The sequence below is a fragment of the Evansella clarkii genome, assembly GCF_002019695.1.
GTDB lineage: Bacteria > Bacillota > Bacilli > Bacillales > Salisediminibacteriaceae > Evansella > Evansella clarkii.
In genome coordinates, this window is the sequence record NZ_KV917376.1 from 2,043,270 (window position 1) to 2,064,564 (window position 21,295).

General features: G+C 41.5%; 19 protein-coding genes and 4 riboswitches. Of the genes, 10 read left to right on the top strand and 9 right to left on the bottom strand.

Annotated features, from left to right (window positions below):
• Nucleotides 1-16 precede the first annotated feature (16 nt).
• Nucleotides 17-1,066 carry a permease gene (locus BK582_RS09145; protein ID WP_420841224.1) on the bottom strand — a complete coding sequence of 350 codons (1,050 nt, stop codon included), beginning with the start codon at nucleotides 1,064-1,066 and terminating at the stop codon, nucleotides 17-19.
• A gap of 412 nt (nucleotides 1,067-1,478) precedes the next feature.
• Between BK582_RS09145 and BK582_RS09150 the strand changes: the two genes are divergently transcribed.
• From BK582_RS09150 to BK582_RS09160, 3 genes are all read left to right on the top strand, one after another.
• Nucleotides 1,479-2,399: a metal ABC transporter substrate-binding protein gene (locus tag BK582_RS09150; protein WP_244895372.1), complete on the top strand. Its 921-nt coding sequence runs from the start codon at nucleotides 1,479-1,481 to the stop codon at nucleotides 2,397-2,399.
• 62 nt (nucleotides 2,400-2,461) lie between these two features.
• A riboswitch (M-box (ykoK) riboswitch) is annotated at nucleotides 2,462-2,628 on the top strand.
• A gap of 249 nt (nucleotides 2,629-2,877) precedes the next feature.
• Nucleotides 2,878-4,242 (top strand): magnesium transporter, encoded by a 1,365-nt coding sequence (gene mgtE / locus BK582_RS09155; protein WP_078594496.1) that lies wholly within the window; start codon nucleotides 2,878-2,880, stop codon nucleotides 4,240-4,242.
• 313 nt (nucleotides 4,243-4,555) lie between these two features.
• On the top strand, nucleotides 4,556-5,803 hold the full coding sequence (locus BK582_RS09160) for a metal ABC transporter solute-binding protein, Zn/Mn family (protein WP_078594498.1): 1,248 nt from the start codon (nucleotides 4,556-4,558) through the stop codon (nucleotides 5,801-5,803).
• Nucleotides 5,804-5,914: 111 nt separating this feature from the next.
• Here BK582_RS09160 and thpD read toward each other — a convergent pair whose 3' ends face one another.
• Nucleotides 5,915-6,826 carry an ectoine hydroxylase gene (gene thpD, locus BK582_RS09165; protein WP_078594500.1) on the bottom strand — a complete coding sequence of 304 codons (912 nt, stop codon included), beginning with the start codon at nucleotides 6,824-6,826 and terminating at the stop codon, nucleotides 5,915-5,917.
• A 365-nt stretch (nucleotides 6,827-7,191) separates the two neighbouring features.
• On the opposite strand from thpD, the gene BK582_RS09170 reads away from it, so the two are divergent.
• Nucleotides 7,192-7,431, top strand: coding sequence for a YozQ family protein (locus BK582_RS09170; RefSeq protein ID WP_078594502.1), 240 nt, complete (start codon nucleotides 7,192-7,194; stop codon nucleotides 7,429-7,431).
• Between the two features lie 21 nt (nucleotides 7,432-7,452).
• Entirely contained in the window at nucleotides 7,453-7,707 is a 255-nt protein-coding gene (locus BK582_RS09175; RefSeq protein WP_078594504.1) for an alpha/beta-type small acid-soluble spore protein, read from the top strand.
• Nucleotides 7,708-7,930: 223 nt separating this feature from the next.
• On the opposite strand, the gene BK582_RS09180 is transcribed toward BK582_RS09175, so the two are convergent.
• The 6 genes from BK582_RS09180 to BK582_RS09200 all read right to left on the bottom strand — a co-directional run bounded on the left by BK582_RS09180 (nucleotide 7,931) and on the right by BK582_RS09200 (nucleotide 13,645).
• On the bottom strand, nucleotides 7,931-9,154 hold the full coding sequence (locus BK582_RS09180; protein WP_078594506.1) for an IS110 family RNA-guided transposase: 1,224 nt from the start codon (nucleotides 9,152-9,154) through the stop codon (nucleotides 7,931-7,933).
• A gap of 291 nt (nucleotides 9,155-9,445) precedes the next feature.
• Complete coding sequence (locus BK582_RS09185; RefSeq protein WP_078594508.1) at nucleotides 9,446-11,041, bottom strand: IS1182 family transposase; 1,596 nt, start codon at nucleotides 11,039-11,041, stop codon at nucleotides 9,446-9,448.
• A 65-nt stretch (nucleotides 11,042-11,106) separates the two neighbouring features.
• Nucleotides 11,107-11,331, bottom strand: a complete 225-nt coding sequence (locus tag BK582_RS26905) for a hypothetical protein (RefSeq protein WP_169910928.1) — start codon at nucleotides 11,329-11,331, stop codon at nucleotides 11,107-11,109.
• 16 nt (nucleotides 11,332-11,347) lie between these two features.
• The gene (gene gvpU, locus BK582_RS09190) at nucleotides 11,348-11,740 is read right to left on the bottom strand and encodes a gas vesicle accessory protein GvpU (protein ID WP_078594510.1); all 393 of its coding nucleotides are present in this window, start codon (nucleotides 11,738-11,740) and stop codon (nucleotides 11,348-11,350) included.
• A gap of 26 nt (nucleotides 11,741-11,766) precedes the next feature.
• Nucleotides 11,767-12,864, bottom strand: a complete 1,098-nt coding sequence (locus BK582_RS09195) for a YtxH domain-containing protein (protein WP_078594512.1) — start codon at nucleotides 12,862-12,864, stop codon at nucleotides 11,767-11,769.
• 325 nt (nucleotides 12,865-13,189) lie between these two features.
• A complete protein-coding gene (locus tag BK582_RS09200) occupies nucleotides 13,190-13,645 on the bottom strand; it encodes a metal-dependent hydrolase (RefSeq protein ID WP_078594514.1) in 456 nt (151 codons plus the stop codon).
• 134 nt (nucleotides 13,646-13,779) lie between these two features.
• On the opposite strand from BK582_RS09200, the gene BK582_RS09205 reads away from it, so the two are divergent.
• Nucleotides 13,780-14,712: an alpha/beta hydrolase gene (locus BK582_RS09205; protein WP_078594516.1), complete on the top strand. Its 933-nt coding sequence runs from the start codon at nucleotides 13,780-13,782 to the stop codon at nucleotides 14,710-14,712.
• 64 nt (nucleotides 14,713-14,776) lie between these two features.
• Here BK582_RS09205 and BK582_RS27635 read toward each other — a convergent pair whose 3' ends face one another.
• On the bottom strand, nucleotides 14,777-14,923 hold the full coding sequence (locus tag BK582_RS27635; RefSeq protein WP_218190719.1) for a hypothetical protein: 147 nt from the start codon (nucleotides 14,921-14,923) through the stop codon (nucleotides 14,777-14,779).
• A 254-nt stretch (nucleotides 14,924-15,177) separates the two neighbouring features.
• Nucleotides 15,178-15,295: riboswitch (SAM riboswitch) on the top strand.
• Nucleotides 15,296-15,544: 249 nt separating this feature from the next.
• Nucleotides 15,545-15,662, top strand: a riboswitch (SAM riboswitch).
• Between the two features lie 130 nt (nucleotides 15,663-15,792).
• Here BK582_RS27635 and metX point away from each other — a divergent pair.
• The 4 genes from metX to BK582_RS09225 all read left to right on the top strand — a co-directional run bounded on the left by metX (nucleotide 15,793) and on the right by BK582_RS09225 (nucleotide 21,283).
• The gene (metX, locus tag BK582_RS09210) at nucleotides 15,793-16,893 is read left to right on the top strand and encodes a homoserine O-acetyltransferase MetX (protein ID WP_078594518.1); all 1,101 of its coding nucleotides are present in this window, start codon (nucleotides 15,793-15,795) and stop codon (nucleotides 16,891-16,893) included.
• A gap of 8 nt (nucleotides 16,894-16,901) precedes the next feature.
• Nucleotides 16,902-17,017: riboswitch (SAM riboswitch) on the top strand.
• 305 nt (nucleotides 17,018-17,322) lie between these two features.
• The gene (locus BK582_RS09215) at nucleotides 17,323-19,116 is read left to right on the top strand and encodes a PLP-dependent aspartate aminotransferase family protein (protein WP_078594520.1); all 1,794 of its coding nucleotides are present in this window, start codon (nucleotides 17,323-17,325) and stop codon (nucleotides 19,114-19,116) included.
• Between the two features lie 295 nt (nucleotides 19,117-19,411).
• Complete coding sequence (locus tag BK582_RS09220) at nucleotides 19,412-20,398, top strand: aliphatic sulfonate ABC transporter substrate-binding protein (protein ID WP_078597934.1); 987 nt, start codon at nucleotides 19,412-19,414, stop codon at nucleotides 20,396-20,398.
• Nucleotides 20,399-20,500: 102 nt separating this feature from the next.
• Nucleotides 20,501-21,283: an ABC transporter permease gene (locus tag BK582_RS09225; protein ID WP_139368323.1), complete on the top strand. Its 783-nt coding sequence runs from the start codon at nucleotides 20,501-20,503 to the stop codon at nucleotides 21,281-21,283.
• The last annotated feature ends 12 nt before the right edge of the window (nucleotides 21,284-21,295 follow it).

A 21,295-nucleotide genomic window follows, 5' to 3' on the forward strand; every position in this document is an offset into this window, starting at 1 on the left:
ATTTTCCCCCTTACTACTATAAAATTACGCCAAATAACAGCATTACTGCTGTAAAGACTATGAGAGTCACTGTAATCATGAATGTAATAACAAACCTGGCTTTAAAGAAAGCAAACAGCATGAATGTGTTTTTCAGGTCAAGCATCGGGCCGTATACAAGAAAAGCCGTAAGGGACATATCTGTAAACTGGTTTCCGAACGAAGATGCCACAAAGGCGTCTGCTTCTGAACAAAGAGATAATAAGTAAGCAAAAGCCATCATTACTATCGTCGAGGAATACATATTTGTACCGACGGCTTCCAGCACAGACCTGTCGAGAAACGTCTGAAATAAGGCAGCGACAAAAGCACCAAGAATTAAATATTTCCCCATCATAAAAAATTCATCTACCGCATGGTAAAAAGTATTTCTTACCTGCCCGAAAAAGCCAGTTTTTTCTGGAGGTTGATGATGGTGGCTGTGGCTGGCCGCTGGAGCAGTTACATCGTTTCTCAGCTGGTTCGGTCTATTTTTGAAGATGGTATAAAGAATAAAACCTATTAGTATGGAGAGAACAAACGCAAGTCCCATTCTTGAATACAAAATTATATTTGTGGGCTGGCCGCTGAAAGCAAAGTAGGTCGATGCAGCCACTACTGGATTTAAAATTGGCGCTCCTACCATAAAGACAACGCCTACATGAAGCGGCATCCCCTTTTTTATGAGCCGTCGTACAACAGGGACAATCGCGCATTCGCAAAGGGGGAGAATCGCACCCAGCATCGCAGCGGGAAACAAGGCAGCTATAGCATTCTTAGGCAGAAACCGCTGAATAGTATCTTCAGAGACGTAAATTTGAATCAGTGAAGATATAAACACTCCAAGCAGTATAAAAGGAATTGCCTCAATAACTATACTAAGAAAGATCGTATTAACATTTATGATGGAGTCCGGGAGATTATTCAGGCGTTCACTATCGTTTAGGCGGTCGTTCATCATAAAGAGAAGCAGGAAAACGAGGAGAAGGCCGATACCCAGTATATCTTTTCCGAATGATCTCCAAGCGGAAGATTTCATATTTTGCATAATTTTATCTCCTGAATTCTGATAGCAGAATTTTTTCTTTAATTTTATTTGCTGGTCAAATTCTATCAAATAAAGCAGGACTGGTAAATCACTCATAGCCTTTTGTTACAAGAATGAAATGATCATGCCTTTGTGCTTTTCAAAACAGGCTGATTAAAGGCAGATAAAAGCCTCTCCTTAAACACTTTATTACCGAGAGAAAATGTCGACACTTTATAAAAAATTTTGAAAACACTTTACAAGACAATTCCTGGGGTTATATAATCCCATTAGAACATAAAAAGTTTCCCTAACGCAACATTTATTTATCCAGGAAAATAATTGTCTTGGAGTTAAATGTTTGTCTTTGAGGAACTTTTTGTGGCTGCTTGCATATAAATTTTATGTAAATAAAGAACAAGGAGGATGACAATTGAAGAAATTTATACAGGGGATGCTGGTCACAGGTTCGCTATTATTGTTTGCAGGTTGCGGAACAGAGAATACAAATGATGGATCTGATGCCAGCACAGAAGAAAATGAAGAACTAATGATAACTACAAGTTTTTCCGTACTCGGTGATATTATTGGAGAGATCACGGGTGACAGGGCGTCAGTGGAATACATTGTCCCAATTGGAGAAGAACCACATGAGTATGAGCCTGTACCAAGTAACTTTGCGCGGGTAAGTGATTCAGATGTCTTCTATACTAATGGCTTAGGCCTTGAGGAATGGCTGGAAAAGATTGTTGCGAATGCTTCTGATACTCCTATTGTAGACTTAAGTGCGGGAGTGGAGGAAATTCCTCTTGAAGGAGAAGATGCACCAGACCCCCATGCATGGCTGAGTCCAAAAAATATCAATATATATGTAAATAATTTATTAGAGGACCTAATTGAACGGGATCCGGAAGGTGAAGAAGAATACCGTGAGAATGCGGAAGCTTATCTGAATGAAATTGAGGAGCTTGATGAATGGATTGTGGAGCAGGTTGTTGAAATCCCGGAAGAACACAGAAAGATAATTGTTAGCGAGAATGCTTTTAAGTACTTCGGAAAAGATTATGGCTTTGAAACGGAAGGTGTCTGGGAAATAAATTCTCATGAGGAAGGGACTCCGCAGCAGATTAACCGGATTATTGATATTGTGAGTGAAAGCGGACTACCGGCTGTTTTTGTGGAAACGACAGTAGATAAGCGTTATATGGAAACAGTAGCTGACAACTCAGGAGTACCAATTGCAGGAGAAGTATATACTGATGCAGTTGGAGAAGAGGGGTCAGGGGCGGAAACTTATATTGATATGATACGCCATAATGTAGAAGTATTTGTTGATGGGTTAACTTCTGATTAAAAATTATTAAAAAAGCATTGACTTATACTTTCTTAATGTACTATCCTTAACTTTGTCAAATAAATAATCCTCGTTAGGTGAGGCTCCTGTGACGGAGATACGCTGCTGCCCAAAAACGTCCAAAGACGCCAATGGGTCAACAGGAACCATCGACATAAGGTGGTTTTTAACGCAGCTGGATTTTATCCTATGCCGCACAGTGCTAAAGCTCTACGAATGGAGGAAACTAAGAAAGTAGTGTATCTATTGGATGCATTGCCTTTCTTCAGGACGGTTTATTAAGCCACCTTCATTTGTTGAGGGTGGCTTTTATATTTTTGAGGAAAGATGGAGGTGATGGGGAATGGGCGGCTGTTCCGATCCCAGTTCGAGGTGTATAACCTTTAAGTTTCAGAAAAATACTAAACAGCATAAGGAGCCTGTTCCACATCACTTAAGAATGTGTTGATGGAACAGCCTCCTTAGAGGAGGAATCAACATGGTGAGATTAAATAAACACAATCGTGCACAATATGAAAACCATATTATTGAAGTATTAAAGCAGGGGGACAAAGATGCATTCCGTGAATCATTTTTAGAACTCCACCCTACTGATCAGGCGGATATCTTCGTTAAGCTTGAAGGTAATATGAGAAAAAGGGTTTATGAATATGTTACTCCGGAAGAATTTGCGGAGGTCTTTCAGGGGCTTGAAGTAGAAGAACAGAAGCAGACTGTACAGGAAGCGGATAAGAAATATCTTTATGAAGTTTTTAACAATATGTATGCTGATGATGTAGCTGATTTCCTTGGGGAAGTTCAGGAAAACAAAGCGCTTGAAATCCTTACTTCCATGGATCAGGAAGAAGCCGATGATGTAAAAGAGCTTCTTTCCTATGAAGATGAAACTGCCGGTGCCATAATGACAAAGGAGTTCATCAGTATTGCTTCAATGGATCGCGCCAGTGATGTCATCCAGCGCCTTCGCCAGGAAGGGCCGGATGCAGAGACAGTTTATTATCTGTACGTGGCAGATGAACGAAACAAACTCGTGGGAGTTGTTTCCCTGAGAGATCTGATTGTAGCAGATCCTGGTGAAATAGTTGAAAATATTATGAGTACCAGAGTGGTATCTGTAACGGCAAACACGGATCAGGAAGAAGTAGCAAAGCTGATCAGAAAGTATGATTTTCTGGCAGCGCCAGTAGTAACAAATGATGGTGTACTTGTGGGTATCGTAACAGTCGACGATGTGATGGATGTTCTTGAAGATGAAGCTACAGAGGATATTGGGGAAATTACAGCAGCAAAAGGTGCTACTGACGTAAACATTAGTTCATTTACAGCGGCAAAAAGACGTTCTCCGTGGATTATCCTCCTTATGTTTTTCGGAATGATCACAGCAGGCGTTATAGGACAGTTTGAAGAAACATTAGAAAGTATTGTTTTACTGGCAGCATTTATTCCGTTAATTATGGATTCAGCGGGTAACACCGGTACACAGTCACTTGCTGTTATGGTACGTTCTCTTGCTACTGGATCCTTTGAGAAGAAAGGTCTTGCTCACACAATAAAAAGAGAATTCGGTACTGGCCTCATGCTTGGGCTTATCTGTGCTGCCGTTCTTATGGTTATTGTACCAATTATATATCCAGGCCAGATAATGCTTGGTTTTATTGTAGCTGTTTCTATATTCTTAACTTTAAGTATAGCAACAATTATTGGAGCCGTTGTCCCTGTTGCAATTAATAAACTTAAGCTTGACCCGGCGATTGCTTCCGGCCCTTTTATTACTACTGTCAATGATATACTCGGATTACTGATTTATTTCTCGATTGCAACTGCTTTGCTGCAATATTTATAAAATATATGATCATATAATGAGCTGCCTGAAAACCGCGGGCAGTTCATTTTTTATCCCGATGTAACCGTCCGTAAAACTCCCGCCTAAAAACATGAGTGGAAGCGAAGATGTTCAGGCGGGAGATAACGGACGCTAACATCCCGATTGGTTCAACTAACAATCAGTGGGGGATGAGTAAACCCCCCCACTGATTGAAGGTTCACTTTATGAGAGATAATAAATTTATAAATCGTAGTAATTACGGTTTACAAATCGGAACCGTTACGATATAATCATTTTTGTCTAATAGAGTTATGTAGGAGAGGAGTTAACTATGAAGAAATTATCTGTTTTATTTTCATTAATTTTTGCAGCTATTTTAATACTGGCAGCTTGCGGCGCAAACGAACCTGAAGAAGATGAGGTAAATAACAGCAATGTTAACGAGGAAAATAATAATGAAAACAATAACCAGGACGGAGACGTAAATATTGATGAAACCATTAAGGTTTATACTACTCTTTATCCTTTAGAAGATTTCGCAAACCGTATTGGCGGCGAGTATGTGGAAGTAACTAATATTATACCGGCAGGTGCAGACGCACATTCCTTTGAGCCAACTGCCAATCAGATGATTGAAATTGCAGAAGGGGACTTGTTTATTTATAACGGAGCTGGGTTCGAGGCTTTTGCTGAACGAATCGAAGAAACCATTGCTTCTCATGACGTCAACATTTTAACTGCAGCTGAAGGAATAGACTTAATTGATTATCATCATGACCATGATCACGGCCACGATCACGATCACAACCATGATCACAATGACGACCACAACCATGCTCACAATGACGACCATAATCATGATCACAATGACGACCATAATCATGATCACAATGACGACCATAATCATGATCACAATGACGATAATAACCATAACCACAATGATGAAGATAATAACCATAATCATGGCCATAATAACAATGACGATCACACTAACAACGATCACAACCATAATCATGAAGATGATGAAAATAATCACGGCCATGACCACGCACACGGAGATGAGGATCCACACATCTGGCTTGATCCCCTGAGAGCGATAGAAATGGCTGAAAACATCAAGGATGCACTAGTGGAATTAAATCCGGCTGCTGAAGAAACTTTTACGGAGAACTTTGAATCACTCAGAAGTGAGTTGGAAGAGCTGGACCAGGAATTTATCGAGATGTCAGAGGAAGTGTCAAATAATACAATTGTTGTTTCACATGCAGGCTATGGCTACTGGGAAGAAAGATACGGTATTCATCAAATCGGAATTGCAGGCATCTCCCCGACAAATGAACCTTCCATTCAGCAAATGCAGGATGTTATCGGGCTTATGGAAGAAAATGATATTAACCATGTAATGTTTGAACAGAATATTCCACAGAATATTGCGCAGACAGTACAAAGTGAGACAGGATCTGAGTCTCTCTGGCTTCATAATCTCGAAACATTAACCGAGGAAGAAATTGAAGCGGGAGAAGATTACTTCTCACATATGCGCAGTAACATCGAAACATTAAGAACCGCCCTTCAGTAATTCAAGGATCAAAAAAAGCACTTCAGAATATCTCTGAAGTGCTTTTCCTTTAAATGGGCTATGAATAAAGCTGGGATTATTCAATTTTTATATTTATTGTTTAGGTTACGATTAAGTTAGTGTCCCTTTTTTTCCAAGAGGCACTGTTGTATTTCTTACGGCGATATATTCAGGTCTCGGACTTGCGCCGGAGAACGGTTCTGCAAGTTTGTTTTCAACACTGTTATAAACCATGAACAGGTTGTTTCTGGGATATGGTGTTATGTTGCTTGTGGAAGCATGCATTGTGTTACATTCAAATAATGTAATTGTACCTGCTTTTCCAGTTGCAACATCCAGGCCGCCGCCATTTTCCACCAGCCATTTCAGACTGTCGTTATCCGGCACACCAAATTTTTGAGTCTTTAAGGACTCTTTATAATGGTTTTCCGGCGTTTCACCTACACAGCTAACGTAGTAGTTTTGCGAACCGGGAACAAGCATAAGCGGTCCGTTAAATGTATAGTTGTCGGAAAGGGCGATTGACATGCTAAGTGCTCTCATTCTGGGCATGCCATCTTCTACATGCCATGTTTCAAAGTCAGAGTGCCAGTTAAATTCTTTCCCTGCAAATCCAGGCTTATAATTAATTCTGGACTGATGGATATAAACGTCGCTGCCCAGCAGGTGATTAACTATGTCCAGAAGTCGCTGGTCCTGCGCGATTTCCTTAAAGTAATTGTCGTCCTGGTCCACCGCGAATATGGATCGAATTTCATCATGATCAGGTTCGCGTATAATCTTATCTGATGAAACATCGCGGTTAGAGTCCTTCAGTTCGAAAATTGCTTTTTGCATATCAGCAACTTCATTATCAGAAAATATGTTTTCAAGTTGCAAATAACCATTTTTTTCATAAAAATTCAATTGATTTTTCGATAACGGAGATTCATGATCTTTAGAGCGGTCAGTATGGATGACTGGGTCTTTTCTTTCTGTAATTTTCGGTTTGCTTTCAACTCGTGAAGGATAGAGGTCTTCCATTCTTCAACACTCCTAACACTAAGATTTGTAAAAATCCTGATGTAAGTCATGATAGCGTTTCAAAAATCCAGCTTTATCATTAGCCCAATAAAACAGATTACTTGGTTAGTAATCTGCTTCATACTCTCACATCCCCATTAAAATTACTTAATAAACATAATTGGCCCAAAAAACAAAAAATTTCGGGTGTCCGTTATTAAAATAAATCTTCCGGGGAAAGCCGCTTTTAAGGTTAAATTATCTCTCACGTCCTTATATACCAGAGAGTGGCTTAGTTTGCAAATGTTGACACTCAAAAAGTGACCAGGAACATTCATATTTTTCAGGGATATGATCATCCTATGCTTGAACGGGAGGCGAAAAAAATGACACAAAATAAAAAAGTCTCAAATCAGGATGCTGAGAAGGTTGCCGAAAAAACGTACCAGACAGAATATTATAATAGCAATGATGTAACTGAAAAAGGACTTGCTTTAACACATGAACAGGTGTCAGATGATTACACAGAGGGCACAATCGACGGAAAAATTGATGAGACAGATGAGAACGGCTTTTTAAAAGAAAGCAATGGACTGGAAAGGGATAAAGGGCGGTTTAATAAATAACACACGAAACGAGGAAAAGAAATGGCCCGCAGAAATAAAATTTTAGTACCTGAAGCGAGAGAAGGGCTGGATCGGCTCAAAGCGAAGGTTACTAATGCTGAGACCCCAGAAGCAGCTAAATTTGAAGCAGCCAGAGAGCATGGTATCCCGCTGAATAATGGCTACAATGGTCAGATCCAGGCGAAAGATGCAGGTAAAATTGGCGGGAGTATTGGCGGCAGCATGGTGAGAGAAATGGTAAAAATGGCTCAAAGAGAGCTTAATAAAAAACCATAAACAACGAGGCTGTCCCAAAAGGTCGCTAAATTGCGACCTTTAAAGGACAGCCTCTTTCTTACCTTTAGTCAACGCATTTTTGTTAATTTCTTTTACATTTCATTTTTGAGTGTAGGAGGAAGGGGGACCCCTTCCTCCTACACCCAAGTTTTTGTATCACAAAAAGACCTTACGCTTTCCTGTTTTTCGAAAGGTCAATGTGCTATAGTTGAATCAAACTTCGTTACGATCTTTGAGCTGGGAGTGCGGACTCATAATCGTACAATATGCCGTGTGTGATAAGTTGAAACGTCACTTTCAGGAACTTATTCATACACGCCACAACAGCGACCTTATGAGGCTTACTCTGAGGTTGCTTTTTTAATGTGTAAGAATAGTCTACGAAGTGATTAGGTTTTCCTTTTGCCATAAGCATTGAACAAATCATAAAAAATAAAAGTTTCCACAGCTTCTTATTACCTCTTTTATTTATTCGATCACGATATTGCATATTACCGGATTGATAGCGCATGATATCAATGCCCGCGTAAGCGTTTAACTGTTTGGCGTTTTTAAAACGGCGGATATCCCCTAGTTCGCCAATCAGTCGACACGCTGTTGAATCTCCGATTCCTGGAAATGAACGCAAGACCTTATATTCTTTTCTCCCTTCTGAGATAGTTACCATTTGTTTGACGAGCTGAACCTTTTTCTCCATCAAATCCGCAATACGTCGAGCATAATCCCTTGCTTGATCACAACGAATGTCCGACGGATCAATAGCTGGATACGAATTTTCGGCAGCTTTCAATAATACAATGGCTTTCTCCTCTGCGCGTTTTAAAGATAAATTCTTTCGGGTGTTCTCTTTCAAACGGTTTTTAATAATCGTTTTTGAAAGTGCCCGTAATTGTGCCGAATGGGGATAGAGCTGTACGAGATTTAAAAATAACGCGGAACTTGGTGTAATGAGCTGTTCCAATTCCGGAAATGATAGATGTAAAATCGCATGCATTCTACTGCGTAAGAGGATCATCTCTTCATCAATTTCATCATAGTAACGTGTCATCGCCCGCATTTGTTCAAAGTAGTCATCTTGTTGGTATGTCGCTTCGCGAGCCATACTAAAGTGTGTTTTCGCAAGCTCGAGGACATCGCTAATATCAGTTTTATGACGACGCATCTTAGCCATTTGTAAATTCGCTTCCAATGGATTCATACGGCAGTATGTATGGCCTTTAGTCGCCAGGAACTTTTCCAGTGGTTTTGAGTAAATACCTGTTGCTTCAAACACAATTTCGGGGGCTTGTTTATCCAAAACCGTCATTTCTTCAATTCTGTGATGAAGCCGTTCAAAATCAATCCGAGTATGAGTTAATTCCCCTTCCAATTCACATTGTTTATACCGGTCATAAATAGCAAAAGTCCTTTTTCCTTTACTGACATCAAGTGCGATGACATGCTTCACACGAACCTTCTCCTTTTTAGCCAATCATAGAAGTCTTCACAGCGCCTTATTGATTCCATTTTCTTATACACGATCTCTTGGACCCAACATACTAAACTGATTCAAACAAGGGTGTGAAGTTGGCCGGTTTTTTGATACGGACTCTTATCTTGGTCCCAGAGGCTGTTCGGCCTTTCTTCACTTCTACTATAAAAAAATAGTAGCACAGACCATGGCCTTGGTCTGTGCTACTAATGTTAGAATGTTTTTTGTAAAGCTGTTTTTGGTTGATTTTCGAAAGTCGAAGGCCTCTTATCCTGCCTTCGGCTCTCTTTTTGTTTCTTTTTGGCCCTTGAACTTTAGATGTGTTTCCCATTTTAGAAAGTTATGGGCAATACAAAGAAGACCCCATTCCAGCGTCGTTTTGGAAAGGCCTCTCAGATAGAACCGATTAAAGCCCCGGTTATATTTAATTTGGCCAAAAACCGGCTCTACGTCACACTTCCTTCGCCGGTAAAGCTGACTGCCAGTTTCTGTCTGAAGTCGTTCCCGAACCTGCCTTCGCTGTTCCTGATTCTTCATGGACACACTAATCGTTTTCGTATCTTCTCCTTTAGCGCATACTGCCTGGAAAGGACAGCCGTGGCAATCCACGCACCGGTAAACACGTTTGATCGTCGTATAACCGTTTTCTGTTTTTCGATTCGAATTATACTGAAACGTAAGACGCTTATTATTAGCGCAAATCCACTCGTCTTCCTCTTCATCATATTGGAGGTTCTCCACCCGACCGATCTGATCTTTAAACTTTTTGGTCTGTTCCTTATCCAGTGTACTGTATTTCACATAGGCTTCTATCTTCTTCTCTTCACAAAAGGAGTAGTTTTCCTCACTTCCATAGCCTGAATCGGCGATCAGGTTGTTGGGAAGTCGGCGACCGTATTTTTCCAGTAACTCGAAGTGTGGTTTCAGGCAGCCTGGATCTCCGGCTCGCTGATGAAGGCTAAATCCGGTGATAAACTGGTTTTCTGTCCCTGTCTGTACATTGTAGCCTGGCTTAAGCTGCCCGTTACGCATGTGGTCATCCTTCATTCTCATGAAGCTCGCATCAGTGTCGGTTTTAGAGTAACTGTTTCGGCCGTTCAAAATCTCTTTTTGCGTCTCATATCTTTCTTTTCGTGGAAGGAGATCCTTTTCAAGAAGGCGCTTCGCCTTTTTAACCTCACGGTTTTTTGGTTCCTCAGCCAGTTTCTCTTCTAGTTCATTAATAGACTGTTTGATGTCCTCTGAAGTGATTGGGTCAGCCTCTAGTTTCTCTTGTGCGTCCAACTCTCCTGCGTGATCCTCGTCTTGCCGGGTCACCTTCTCTATATCCTGCATAATCTTATGGTACTTTTCGTTGAGCTGGCTGTCGTAGCGCTCGGTGGCTTTTCGCCAGACGAACGTATACTTATTGGCGTTAGCTTCAACCTTGGTGCCATCAAGGAAGTAGTCTTCTAACTTTACGAGACCATGATTCCGAAGGAGATCAACGATAGAAAAGAAAATCTCATAGATAATTTCTTTCATTTTCTCGGAGCGAAAACGGTTAATTGTGCGGAAGTCCGGTTGTTGGTGGCGAGCCAGCCACATAAAATAAATATTTTCCTTAAGCTGTTTTGCGATTTGTCTGGAGGAGTAGATTTTCTGTGTATAGGCATAGAGGATAATTTTTAACATCATTTTCGGATGATAAGGAGGACGTCCGCCCCCGTCATAACACCGATAGAGAATATTCTCATCGAGTTCTTCCACGGCTCGATTGACAATGCGACAAACGTGATGGGTTGGGATTTCTACTTCAAGATCCATTGGTAAATACAGCTGATCCATGTTATAATCTTGGAAAGAAATATGATCATGTTTCATAAAGAAATCGCCTCCTGGTATGGTTTTGGTGTGGTGCTTTAATTATACCAAATGGGGCGATTTCTTTATTTTTCAATTTTATTAAAATAGCTCGAAAGAGCGGCAGGCGGCGACTCCCGCGGGAAAAGCAACGGCTGAAGACCCCGCAGGGCGTTTTTCCCGAGGAGGATGAAGCGTTGCCCGGGGAACACGTCCGCCGAGAGCGATTCGAGCGAACTTATTATTTTTACTTTAATTAATTTGTTATAAAGAGAGAGGGTGTCACCAAAAGCTAGTTGCTTTTGGGACACCCTCGTGTTTAATACTTTAATTTTTCTGTTTAATCCTGCCGAGGAAAAAGCCATTTACATCATCAATTTTTCCCCGCCAGAGAAAGTGATTCTCAGATGGAGTAGGTTGAGTATCACCAACATAAACTTGGGCGTTTTTTAAGTGGATAAACTCTACATTGTTATTGTCAGACTTCTTTGCGTCTTCACTTGCCTTTAATAGTTCATCCTTGATTTTTTCGGCAGTTTCACTGCTGTCATCCTTAAAGTTTTCACTGAGCCGCTGGAAATATTCCTGTTCTCCAACAATTTTTCCGGTTACTAAGGAACCGTGGACGTTCAGGGTTATATCTATCGAATAACCATAGTCCTGAGCTGCATAAACAAAAACCTCAAGCATAGAATCTTTTGTACCGTTTTTTGAGGGCATCTAAAACTCTCCTTCTGGATGAGTGATTATTTATCGTCGGACTCTTCATTCTCCATTGTTAAAATTGTGCTGCCGCCATCGTTTTTGTTCTCGTCTTTTTCCTCGGAGTCCTCGCTTCCGGAGTCATCTTTACTCTGTTTTTTGCTGTTTTTCTTATTCTTGGATTCTTTGTCATTGTCTTTCTTCTTTTGCTGTTTCTTGTTATCAGAGTCTTTTTTATTCTTGCTGGAAGATTTTTCTTCCTTTTTGTCATTATCTGATTCACTGTTGTTCTTGCCTGATGACTTATCTTCCGTATTATTTTCATTTTTGCCTTGCTCTTTGTCTTCGTCATCACCGGACTTATCTTCCTCGGTCTTATCCTTTTCTGCGGACTCGCCTTTGTTATTCTTATCATCTTCTTCGGACTTTTCTTCGTCGTCCTTATCTTCGTCCTCGGACTTTTCTTCGTTATCCTTATCGTCTTTGCCGGAAAATTCCTGCTCCTCTGATTTTTCTCCTGAGTCGTTTTCTTCCTGTTTGTTTTCTTCGTTATTTGGATTTGTCTCGCTGTCATCCTGTTGCTTACCTTTGTTCGTTTCATCAGTTGAGTTATCATTGTTTTCTTCTTCGTCTGAAGAATCTTTGTCTGATTTTTTCAGCTTGCCGGCAAGCTCTTTTGATTTCTCTGATGTATTTGATTTAATCTCGTCGAACTTGCTTGTAGTAGCAGTTTTCAGCTCATCAAACTTAGTGGATGTGCTGGACTTTATGTCGTCAAACTTAGTAGACGTTGTAGATTTTATGTCGTCAAATTTTGTTTTCGTTGTTTCTCCAAGCTGTTTACTTTTTTCCATTACCTGATTTTTACCTTTTTCATAGCCGGATTTAGTCTGGGTGGAAATGTCAGACCTTAGTTCTTTTCCTGCTTTCGGTGCGAAGAGTAACCCTGCTGCAGCACCAGCGGCTGCGCCTAAAATAGCACTGGTAACAACTTTCCCTGCAGCGCCGTTTCCTTTACTGTTTTTTGCTTTTTCATTTTTGTTTTGATTTTGCTTATTGTCCTGGTTTTCGTTCTTGTTCTGATTCTCTCCCTTGTTTTGGCTGTCTCCGCTGTTTTTTTGTTCTTCGTTTTTGTTAGTCATACTTACCAACCTCCGTTAAAATTTTTCCTTAGTAAGTTCCTGTGTTTAAGGACTATCAACCAATACCCGTCATTGGTCAACAGACAAACATGAAAACAATGGAAGAATAGAGAGCCGAAAAGAAGAGATCGGAAAGTAGTGTTAAAGTCCTGGTTGAAAAGGTGTGAAAAAAGAACACTCTCGATTGATTGAGAGCATTCCTTTCATTAAATTATTTGTTTTTTCAGAAGGGCATGGTGTATCCAGTCAGAATGCTGCTATCATCTTTTTCGGACGAATTCTTCGTTACGTATAACGAACTGCAATAAATAAGAATACTCATCAGTTAAAACCACTCTTTATAAAGGTAAAAAGCGGCTGCGGCAAGAATAAGTAACTCAGAAAATTTTCCGGTCCGGTAAATCGGGATTGTCGTTCTTTTATTAGTCAGCGGGGCAAACAAAGGAACCCCTGCTTTTGAGAATAAATCTCCTGCCACATGAAAGAGATAACCTAAAAATAACCCTGTAGTAAATCCATGCTGCAAAGTAAAGGCCATAAGTCCAGCAGCAATACAGGCAATGGCAGAGTGGGTTATTCCCCTGTGCCCAAAAAGAAGGTTCACCGGACGGGAAAAAAAGGGAATTCGTTTTCCTATGTAAGAACGGCTTTCGTCAATATCCGGCAATACAGATCCAATTAATACACCGCTTACTAACGGTACGGAAATATGTAAATTAAGATAGGGGGCTAAAGCTGTAACTCCGGCAAGTGAAGTAATAATATGTGTGTAATAGCGCATGTTGTTTCCTCTTTCCTTGATTTTCAAAAAAATGGTCTCGTAAAAGTATAAACGTTTTTTTGTAATCAGGCATCACTCGGTTTTATAATAAAGGTATATTTACAACGACAATTTTTATAAATGGGAGGGATACTATGACAGCAACAGAGGAGTTCACCTATTCGGCTAATGACGGAACGAATTTATATGTCAATAAATGGACAGTGGAATCGGCTGAAAGGCCAAGGGCAGTAATTCAAATCGCCCACGGGATGGCAGAGCATATCAAAAGGTATGATATTTTCGCCAGGTTTCTGGTCCGGCACGGTTTCTCCGTCTATGGAAACGATCACAGGGGCCATGGGAGACTTGCTGAAAGAAACGGTACTTACGGCTACTTTTCTGATGAGAATGGCTTTGACAAGGTAGTGGACGATATGCTTTTGCTGACAGACAAAATTCAGTCAGAAAATCCAAATACTCCTGTTATTTTATTCGGCCATAGTATGGGTTCTTTTCTTGCGAGAAGGTATATGCAGCTTTACGGAGAAAAACTCAGTGGTGTTATCCTTTCCGGTACTGGTGGTAACAAAGGAAATTCAGTAAAAGTTGCAAAAATGATAGCAAGGGCAGAAAGCAGAATAAGAGGCAGAAAGACTCCCAGCCCTCTTATGACAAAGCTTACTTTTGGAGCTTACAATAAAAAATTCAAACCGTCCTTAACAGAATATGACTGGTTGAGCAGAGACAATGAGGAAGTCAGGAAATATATAGAGGATCCGCTGTGCGGTTCAGAGTGTTCTGCAGGTTTTTTCATTGATTTGTTTGAAGGCCTAGAGCTCATAAACGATAAAAAGAACATCAGAAAAATTCCTGAATCACTACCCGTTTATATTTTTTCAGGGGAAAAGGACCCTGTTGGCAATGATACTAAGGGAGTCCGTCAGGTATACGAAGCCTTTCTGGAGGCAGGCCTGGAAAATGTGGAACTTAAGTTTTACGAGGGAGGCAGGCATGAAATGCTTAACGAGACAAACAAGGAAGAAGTTTATCAGGATATTTTAGCCTGGCTCGAGAAGCACCTTTAAAAAGTTTTTTTAGTGAATGAATTTCATATAGTTCAAGATATTCATCTTTAATACGAACACTATCTTAAAATGTTACTTTATTGTTCGATTTACGCTTCAGATATACGCGTTCTGCGGGCACGGCTTCAACTAATTTTTGACGGATGAACGCCGTCAAAAATGGATTTTCAGCTCGCGTTATTCCCGCAAGAGTCGCCGTCTTACGCTGCAATCGAAAAGTAACGTTAGTCTTTTTTTATTCAAAGCCTATATATGAAATTCGTTCAAGTAAAAAAAAATGAGTATGTCGTTAGCTCAGAATGATTAAATAATCCCTGTTATAGAAGAGTAGTTGTCTTCAACACACTTCTTAAGTAACAACCATAATTCTGAGCAAAAGTGATACTCAATTAAAAAATATTTTGACAACTGAGAAAACTAGTGATAAAATTCTTTTCAACTTAATAAATTTTAATTATCAAATTTTTCTTATCCAGAGAGGCGGAGGGACTGGCCCGTTGAAGCCCGGCAACCACGGAACTGCATTGCATTTCCGAAGGTGCTAATTCCTGCAAAGCTTATTTCGAGCTTTGGAAGATGAGACAGAGAAGAATCAGGAATATTTCCTGTAACTTATCGTACTCATTTCCCTCTGCTTGTTTCAGGCAGAGGGATTTTTACGTTTAGACACTATGAAAAAATGCTTGTCTTTTCAGTAAAAGAAACAGGATTATTCCTGAAAATCAAAGTAATCTGATAAAAATACTAAATAATGGTTTGACTTCATTAAATTAACGTGTTACTATTCTAAATAATTGAACTATACTGAGTTTTACTAATTAAATATTTTTTACTCTTATCAAGAGTGGTGGAGGGACTGGCCCGTTGAAACCCGGCAACCAGCACATGAGCAGAAGCTTTATTGTGCAAGGTGCCAAATCCTGCAAAGCAGCAGCTTTGGGAGATGAGAGCGGAATGTAATTTGATTTCGTCTCTCTGTCTCCAATGACAGAGAGTTTTTTATTTATTTAGAAATGATCCTTCCGTCACTGGCCGCATCCGGAAAAAGTTCGGGAAAAAGTTTACCGTGGAGGTGAGGCAATGACAGTGAAAGAAAAAGGAGAAACGCAAACCGGCAAGGTGCTATTGCCAGAGTTTACACTGGAGTCAGGAGAAACCCTTCAAAACCTGGAATTAGCATATGAAAGGGCGGGTGCTGATAATGGGGAAACGGTGCTTATCTGCCACGCCTTAACTGGAAATCAGCATACTGTCGGGACGGAAAAAGAGCCTGGCTGGTGGCGTGGACTTATCAACTACGGAGGCTACGTGGATTTAGCCGAACACCAGACGATTACTTTTAATGTCCTTGGAGGGTGTAATGGAAGCACTGGCCCTTCCAGCAGGAATGAAGCTACAGGAAAACCTTATTTAACCGATTTTCCTTTTGTAAGTGTCAGAGATATGGTAAGAGCACAGAAAATAGCTCTCGATAAAATAGGAATCACGCACCTTAAAGCCGTAATTGGCGGTTCTCTTGGAGGAATGCAGGCATATGAGTGGGCACTCGAGTATCCGGAAATCGTTGATTCCTTAATAGTAATGGCAGCCACTCCATCGTTGTCAGACTATGGAATAGCTTTCAACGCCATGGCCAGAAAAGCGATAATGGATGATCCTAACTGGAACAACGGTGGGTACTCTGAAGAAGCTTTTCCTGTCAATGGCCTGTCGCTGGCGAGAATGGTGGGAATGGTCACTTACCGTTCCGGCAGACTTTTCAGCCAGAGATTCCATAGGGAAACGAAAGACGAATGGGGTGAAAACCATTCAGAAGTGGCATATCAGGTAGAGTCATATTTACTGTATCAGGGAGACAAATTCACAAAAAGGTTCGACCCAAATTCTTATCTGTATTTACTTAAAGCTATGGACAGACATGATATAGAAGAAAACAGAGGTCCATTGGCTGAAGTTCTGGCCCGTTTTAAAAAGAAAGTACTGCTAATTTCGTACGAGAGCGACCTGCTGTATCCACCTGATGAAATTGAACAGCTTGGGAACGCGTGGAAAAAGGCCGGGGCGGATGCAACAGTCCACCATGTTAACACAATTTTCGGCCATGATGGATTTTTAACAGAGTTTGATAAATGGGGAGATATTGTAAAGCGGACACTGGAAAAACAGACGGAGACAACTTAAAAGATCTACTCTTATCAAGAGAGGCAGAGGGACTGGCCCGATGAAGCCCGGCAACCATCGAGTAAACAATATACTCGGAAGGTGCCAAATCCTGCAAAGCTGTTACAGCTTTGAAAGATGAGAGGAAGGACATAAATTTTTATGCACCTTTCTTTCAGAGAAAGGTGTTTTTATTTTATATCTTTGTTAAAGTCTGATGTTTTTTACGGAAGGTGCGAGACGCCTTCGGGAATAGCATTAGCTGAAGATCCCGCAGGGAGGTTTTTCCCGAGGAAGCTGAAGCAATGTCCGAGGCAAGCGAGCGTCCTGGAGTGAAAATCAGCAACAAAGTTTAATAAACCATTTTTATAAAAGTCTGTAAACGGAAAACTGACTGCGGGCATTCTGGAATGAAGAAAAAATTAAAACAAAAACCGGGAGGAATTACTAATGGCAAACTCAAACAATTCGGAAACTTACAATGTGGAAACAGTACTTTTACATGGAGGACAGTCACCAGATCCGACTACAGGTTCAAGAGCGGTTCCTATTTATCAGACTACTTCTTATGTTTTTCACGACACTGAACATGCGGAAAGGCTGTTCGCCCTTGATGAACCAGGAAATATTTACAGCCGTATTGGGAACCCGACAGTAGATGTTTTTGAAAAGCGAATCGCACTGCTGGAAGATGGGGTGGCCTCGGTGGCAACAGCCTCAGGAATGGCGGGGATTTCCCTGGCAATATTGAATATTGCAGGAGCCGGGGATGAAATTGTTGCTGCAACAAACCTGTATGGCGGAACTTATAACTTGTTTTCAATCACTCTGCCGCGATATGGGATTAATGTGAAATTTGTAGACCCAACAGATCCGCAAAACTTTAAAGAGGCAATCAATGAAAATACGAAAGCAGTATTTGCTGAAACTATAGGTAATCCGAGCTTACATGTGCTTGATATTGAAGGGGTAGCTGAAGTAGCCCATGAAGCAGGTATCCCTCTCATTATTGATAATACATTTGCCACACCTTATGTATGTAAACCATTAACTCTTGGAGCAGACATTGTGGTTCATTCTGCTACTAAGTGGATTGGCGGGCACGGCACTTCAATCGGCGGAGTTGTAGTAGACGGTGGACGTTTTAACTGGCAGTCAGAAAAGTTCCCAGGTTTTATCGAGCCGGACCGAAGCTATAACGGTCTCTCCTATGCAAAAGACTTCGGAACATTGGCATTTGCCACAAAGCTGCGTGTGCAGCTGTTACGTGATTTTGGCGCAAGCTTAAGCCCGTTTAACGCTTTTCAGCTGTTACAAGGACTGGAAACACTTCACCTCCGGGTTGAGCGGCACAATGAAAACGCACTGAAGCTGGCGGAACTTCTATCTGGCCATCCGGCAGTAGATTGGGTGAACTATCCTGGGCTATCTTCTCACGAGTCCCACCAACATGCTTCGAAAGTGTTAACAAATGGATACGGTTCCGTGCTGAATTTCGGAATAAAGGGCGGCAGAGAAGCAGGCCGCAAGCTCATTGATTCTATTTCTCTCTGGTCCCATCTTGCAAACGTCGGGGATGCAAAGAGCTTAATCATCCATCCAGCATCTACCACTCATCAGCAGCTGTCTGACGAAGAACTGGTGGCTACAGGGGTAACGGAAGACCTTGTCCGTTTATCTGTAGGGATTGAAAATGTAGAAGACCTGTTCAAGGATCTGGATCAGGCGCTTTCAAAAGCTACAGGCCATGGAAATAAAAACAGCACGGTAATCAATGACGAAGGGGTAATAAAGTGGGCTTTATCCTCTCCGAAAGAACAGGTCGAGACAGAAAACGGTACAGAGGAACGTCAAAAAACTATCGCTATCGTTGGGCTAAGCAGTAATGAGGCTCGTCCTAGTAACCGCCTGGCGCGAAAAATGCAGCGATTAGGTTATAAAATCATTCCTGTCAATCCAAGAGAGACGGAAGTTTTAGGAGAAAAAGCTTACCCTGATCTGAAAAGTGTGGAAGGACCAATTGATATCGCGCAGATTTTCCGAAGCCCGGAAGCAGCGATTGAGCTTGCGAGAGAAGCAGCTGAGGTTCGTCCTAAAGTATTCTGGCTGCAGGAAGGTGTTATCTCTGAAGAAGCGGCCGCAATCGCGAAGGAAGCCGGACTTGAAGTAGTCCACAACCGCTGCACTTATAAAGAAGCTCAGCGCTTGAGAGGAACAATCGCCACATTTGCATGTGAGATTTAATCCAGGAACTTATATATTTGTGAGAAATTTAAGTTAAATGGTGATATCGCAACAACGACTTCATTTCGCAACAAGGGAAGCTGATATCGCAACAAGGACCACGTATATCGCAACAAGACAGGTGAAAATCGCAACAAAGATATCATTTCGCAACAAGGGAAGCTGATATCGCAACAAGGACTAAGTATATCGCAACAAGACAGGTGAGAATCGCAACAACGATATCATTTCGCAACAAGAATCGCGTATTTCACAACTAATAAATTATGAAAAGGAGAGAAGTATCTTGTCACACATTAAAAATTACAGCCTACTACTATTCGCAATACTGGGAGCAGCTTTTTTAACAGCCTGCGGCACGTCTACTTCCGGGGCAGATGCTTCTCATCCGGACAAAATTACAGTAGACTACGCATTTTATTCACCTACCAGCCTCGTATTAAAAGAGTTCGGCTGGCTGGAAGAAGCGTTTGAAGAAGAAGGAACTGAAATTGAATACGTTTTGAGCCATGGAAGCAACAGGGCACTGGAGTTCCTCTCAGGAGGAAGTATTGACTTTGGATCAACAGCAGGTGCCGCAGCGTTAATGGCTAAGAGTAATAATTCACCTATAAAGAATGTGTATATATATTCTCAGCCTGAATGGACGGCTCTTGCGGCGAATGCTGATTCCGGTATTCAGTCTGTAGCGGATCTTGAAGGTAAAAAAGTCGCGGCTACATTAGGAACAGACCCTTATATCTTCCTTATAAGAGCGCTGAATGAACACGGTCTTACAAGTAATGATATTGAAGTGGTACCGCTGCAGCACAGTGACGGAGCCAACGCACTGGCTACAGGACAAGTGGACGCCTGGGCAGGGCTGGATCCTCACATGGCAAGACAGGAGCTGGAAACAGACGCAGAGTTGTTTTACAGAAATACCGAATTTAATACTTACGGCTTCCTGAATGTTCGTGAAAGTTTCGCGGAGCAATATCCTGAAGCGGTAGATAAAGTAATTGAAGCATATGAAAAAGCCCGTGTATGGGCCCTTGAAAATCCTGAAGAAACAGCTGAAATTTTAGCAAAAGAAGCAGATATCGATGGTTCGGTAGCTTCCTTGCAGCTGGAAAGAAACGACTTCTCAAATCCAGTACCTGGAGATGAACACAGGGAGAGCCTCAAAGAAGCGGGAGACGTTCTCCAGCGCTCTGGCGATATAGACGAATCCCTGGATATTGAAGAGCTTGTTAATGAATTAATCGACTCCTCTTACGCAGAACGGGTCATCGGAGATTAGAAGGAGGGAACGGAAGTGGCAGTTTCAGAAAGACACCAGAATAACAGCACAGCATTTTTTGCGAAAAAAGAAAAAGCAGCTCAAGTTAAATCCAGATACAGCATTTTAAAAGTGCCGGCGGGAAAGATTGGTCTTTCCCTCCTTCTTCCTGTTTTGCTCCTCTTGAGCTGGGAAGCTGGATCAAGGCTGCAGTTAATCGATTCCCACCTTCTTCCTGCTCCTACAGTCGTATTAATTACCCTGTGGTCCATGGCGGCTGACGGAAGTTTATGGCAGCATACAGGAGCGACTTTGTACCGGATGTTCTGGGGCTTTATCTGGGGAACACTGATAGCTGTCATCCTCGGGTCCATTACCGGAATGTCAAAAAAAGTGGAACTGATGGTAGATCCGCTTATACAGGCGTTCCGTTCCATTCCATCTCTTGCCTGGGTCCCGCTCTTTATTCTCTGGCTCGGTATTGGAGAAGTTTCCAAAGTAACCCTGATAGCGGTAGGTGTGTTTTTCCCGGTCTACCTGAATGTTACCGGAGGCATACAGTCTGTTGACCGCAAACTGATTGAAGTTGGAAAGGCATACGGTTTATCCACTTTCCAGCTGATCAGAAGAATCGTCCTGCCAGCATCACTACCGTCATTTTTCACAGGACTCAGAAGCGGACTTGGATTAGGCTGGATGTTCGTTGTAGCGGCAGAGCTGATGGGGGCGAGCCAGGGGCTTGGATTCCTTCTTGTTCTGGGGCAAAATACAGTACGGCCGGAAGTTATTCTTGCAAGTATCTTGTTGTTTGCGGTGCTTGGAAAAATAACTGATTCTATTTTGAAAAAACTGCAGGACAAAGCACTGCACTGGCAGGATCGGATGGAAAATAACGAAGCAGCATAAGGAGGAAGACTC

Coding starts and splice junctions, on each gene's coding strand:
- BK582_RS09145 (WP_420841224.1), bottom strand. CDS start 1,066: ATGCAAAATATGAAATCTTCCGCTTGGAGATCATTCGGAAAAGATATA.
- mgtE (WP_078594496.1), top strand. CDS start 2,878: ATGGTGAGATTAAATAAACACAATCGTGCACAATATGAAAACCATATT.
- BK582_RS09160 (WP_078594498.1), top strand. CDS start 4,556: ATGAAGAAATTATCTGTTTTATTTTCATTAATTTTTGCAGCTATTTTA.
- thpD (WP_078594500.1), bottom strand. CDS start 6,826: ATGGAAGACCTCTATCCTTCACGAGTTGAAAGCAAACCGAAAATTACA.
- BK582_RS09170 (WP_078594502.1), top strand. CDS start 7,192: ATGACACAAAATAAAAAAGTCTCAAATCAGGATGCTGAGAAGGTTGCC.
- BK582_RS09175 (WP_078594504.1), top strand. CDS start 7,453: ATGGCCCGCAGAAATAAAATTTTAGTACCTGAAGCGAGAGAAGGGCTG.
- BK582_RS09185 (WP_078594508.1), bottom strand. CDS start 11,041: ATGAAACATGATCATATTTCTTTCCAAGATTATAACATGGATCAGCTG.
- gvpU (WP_078594510.1), bottom strand. CDS start 11,740: ATGCCCTCAAAAAACGGTACAAAAGATTCTATGCTTGAGGTTTTTGTT.
- BK582_RS09195 (WP_078594512.1), bottom strand. CDS start 12,864: ATGACTAACAAAAACGAAGAACAAAAAAACAGCGGAGACAGCCAAAAC.
- BK582_RS09200 (WP_078594514.1), bottom strand. CDS start 13,645: ATGCGCTATTACACACATATTATTACTTCACTTGCCGGAGTTACAGCT.
- BK582_RS09205 (WP_078594516.1), top strand. CDS start 13,780: ATGACAGCAACAGAGGAGTTCACCTATTCGGCTAATGACGGAACGAAT.
- metX (WP_078594518.1), top strand. CDS start 15,793: ATGACAGTGAAAGAAAAAGGAGAAACGCAAACCGGCAAGGTGCTATTG.
- BK582_RS09215 (WP_078594520.1), top strand. CDS start 17,323: ATGGCAAACTCAAACAATTCGGAAACTTACAATGTGGAAACAGTACTT.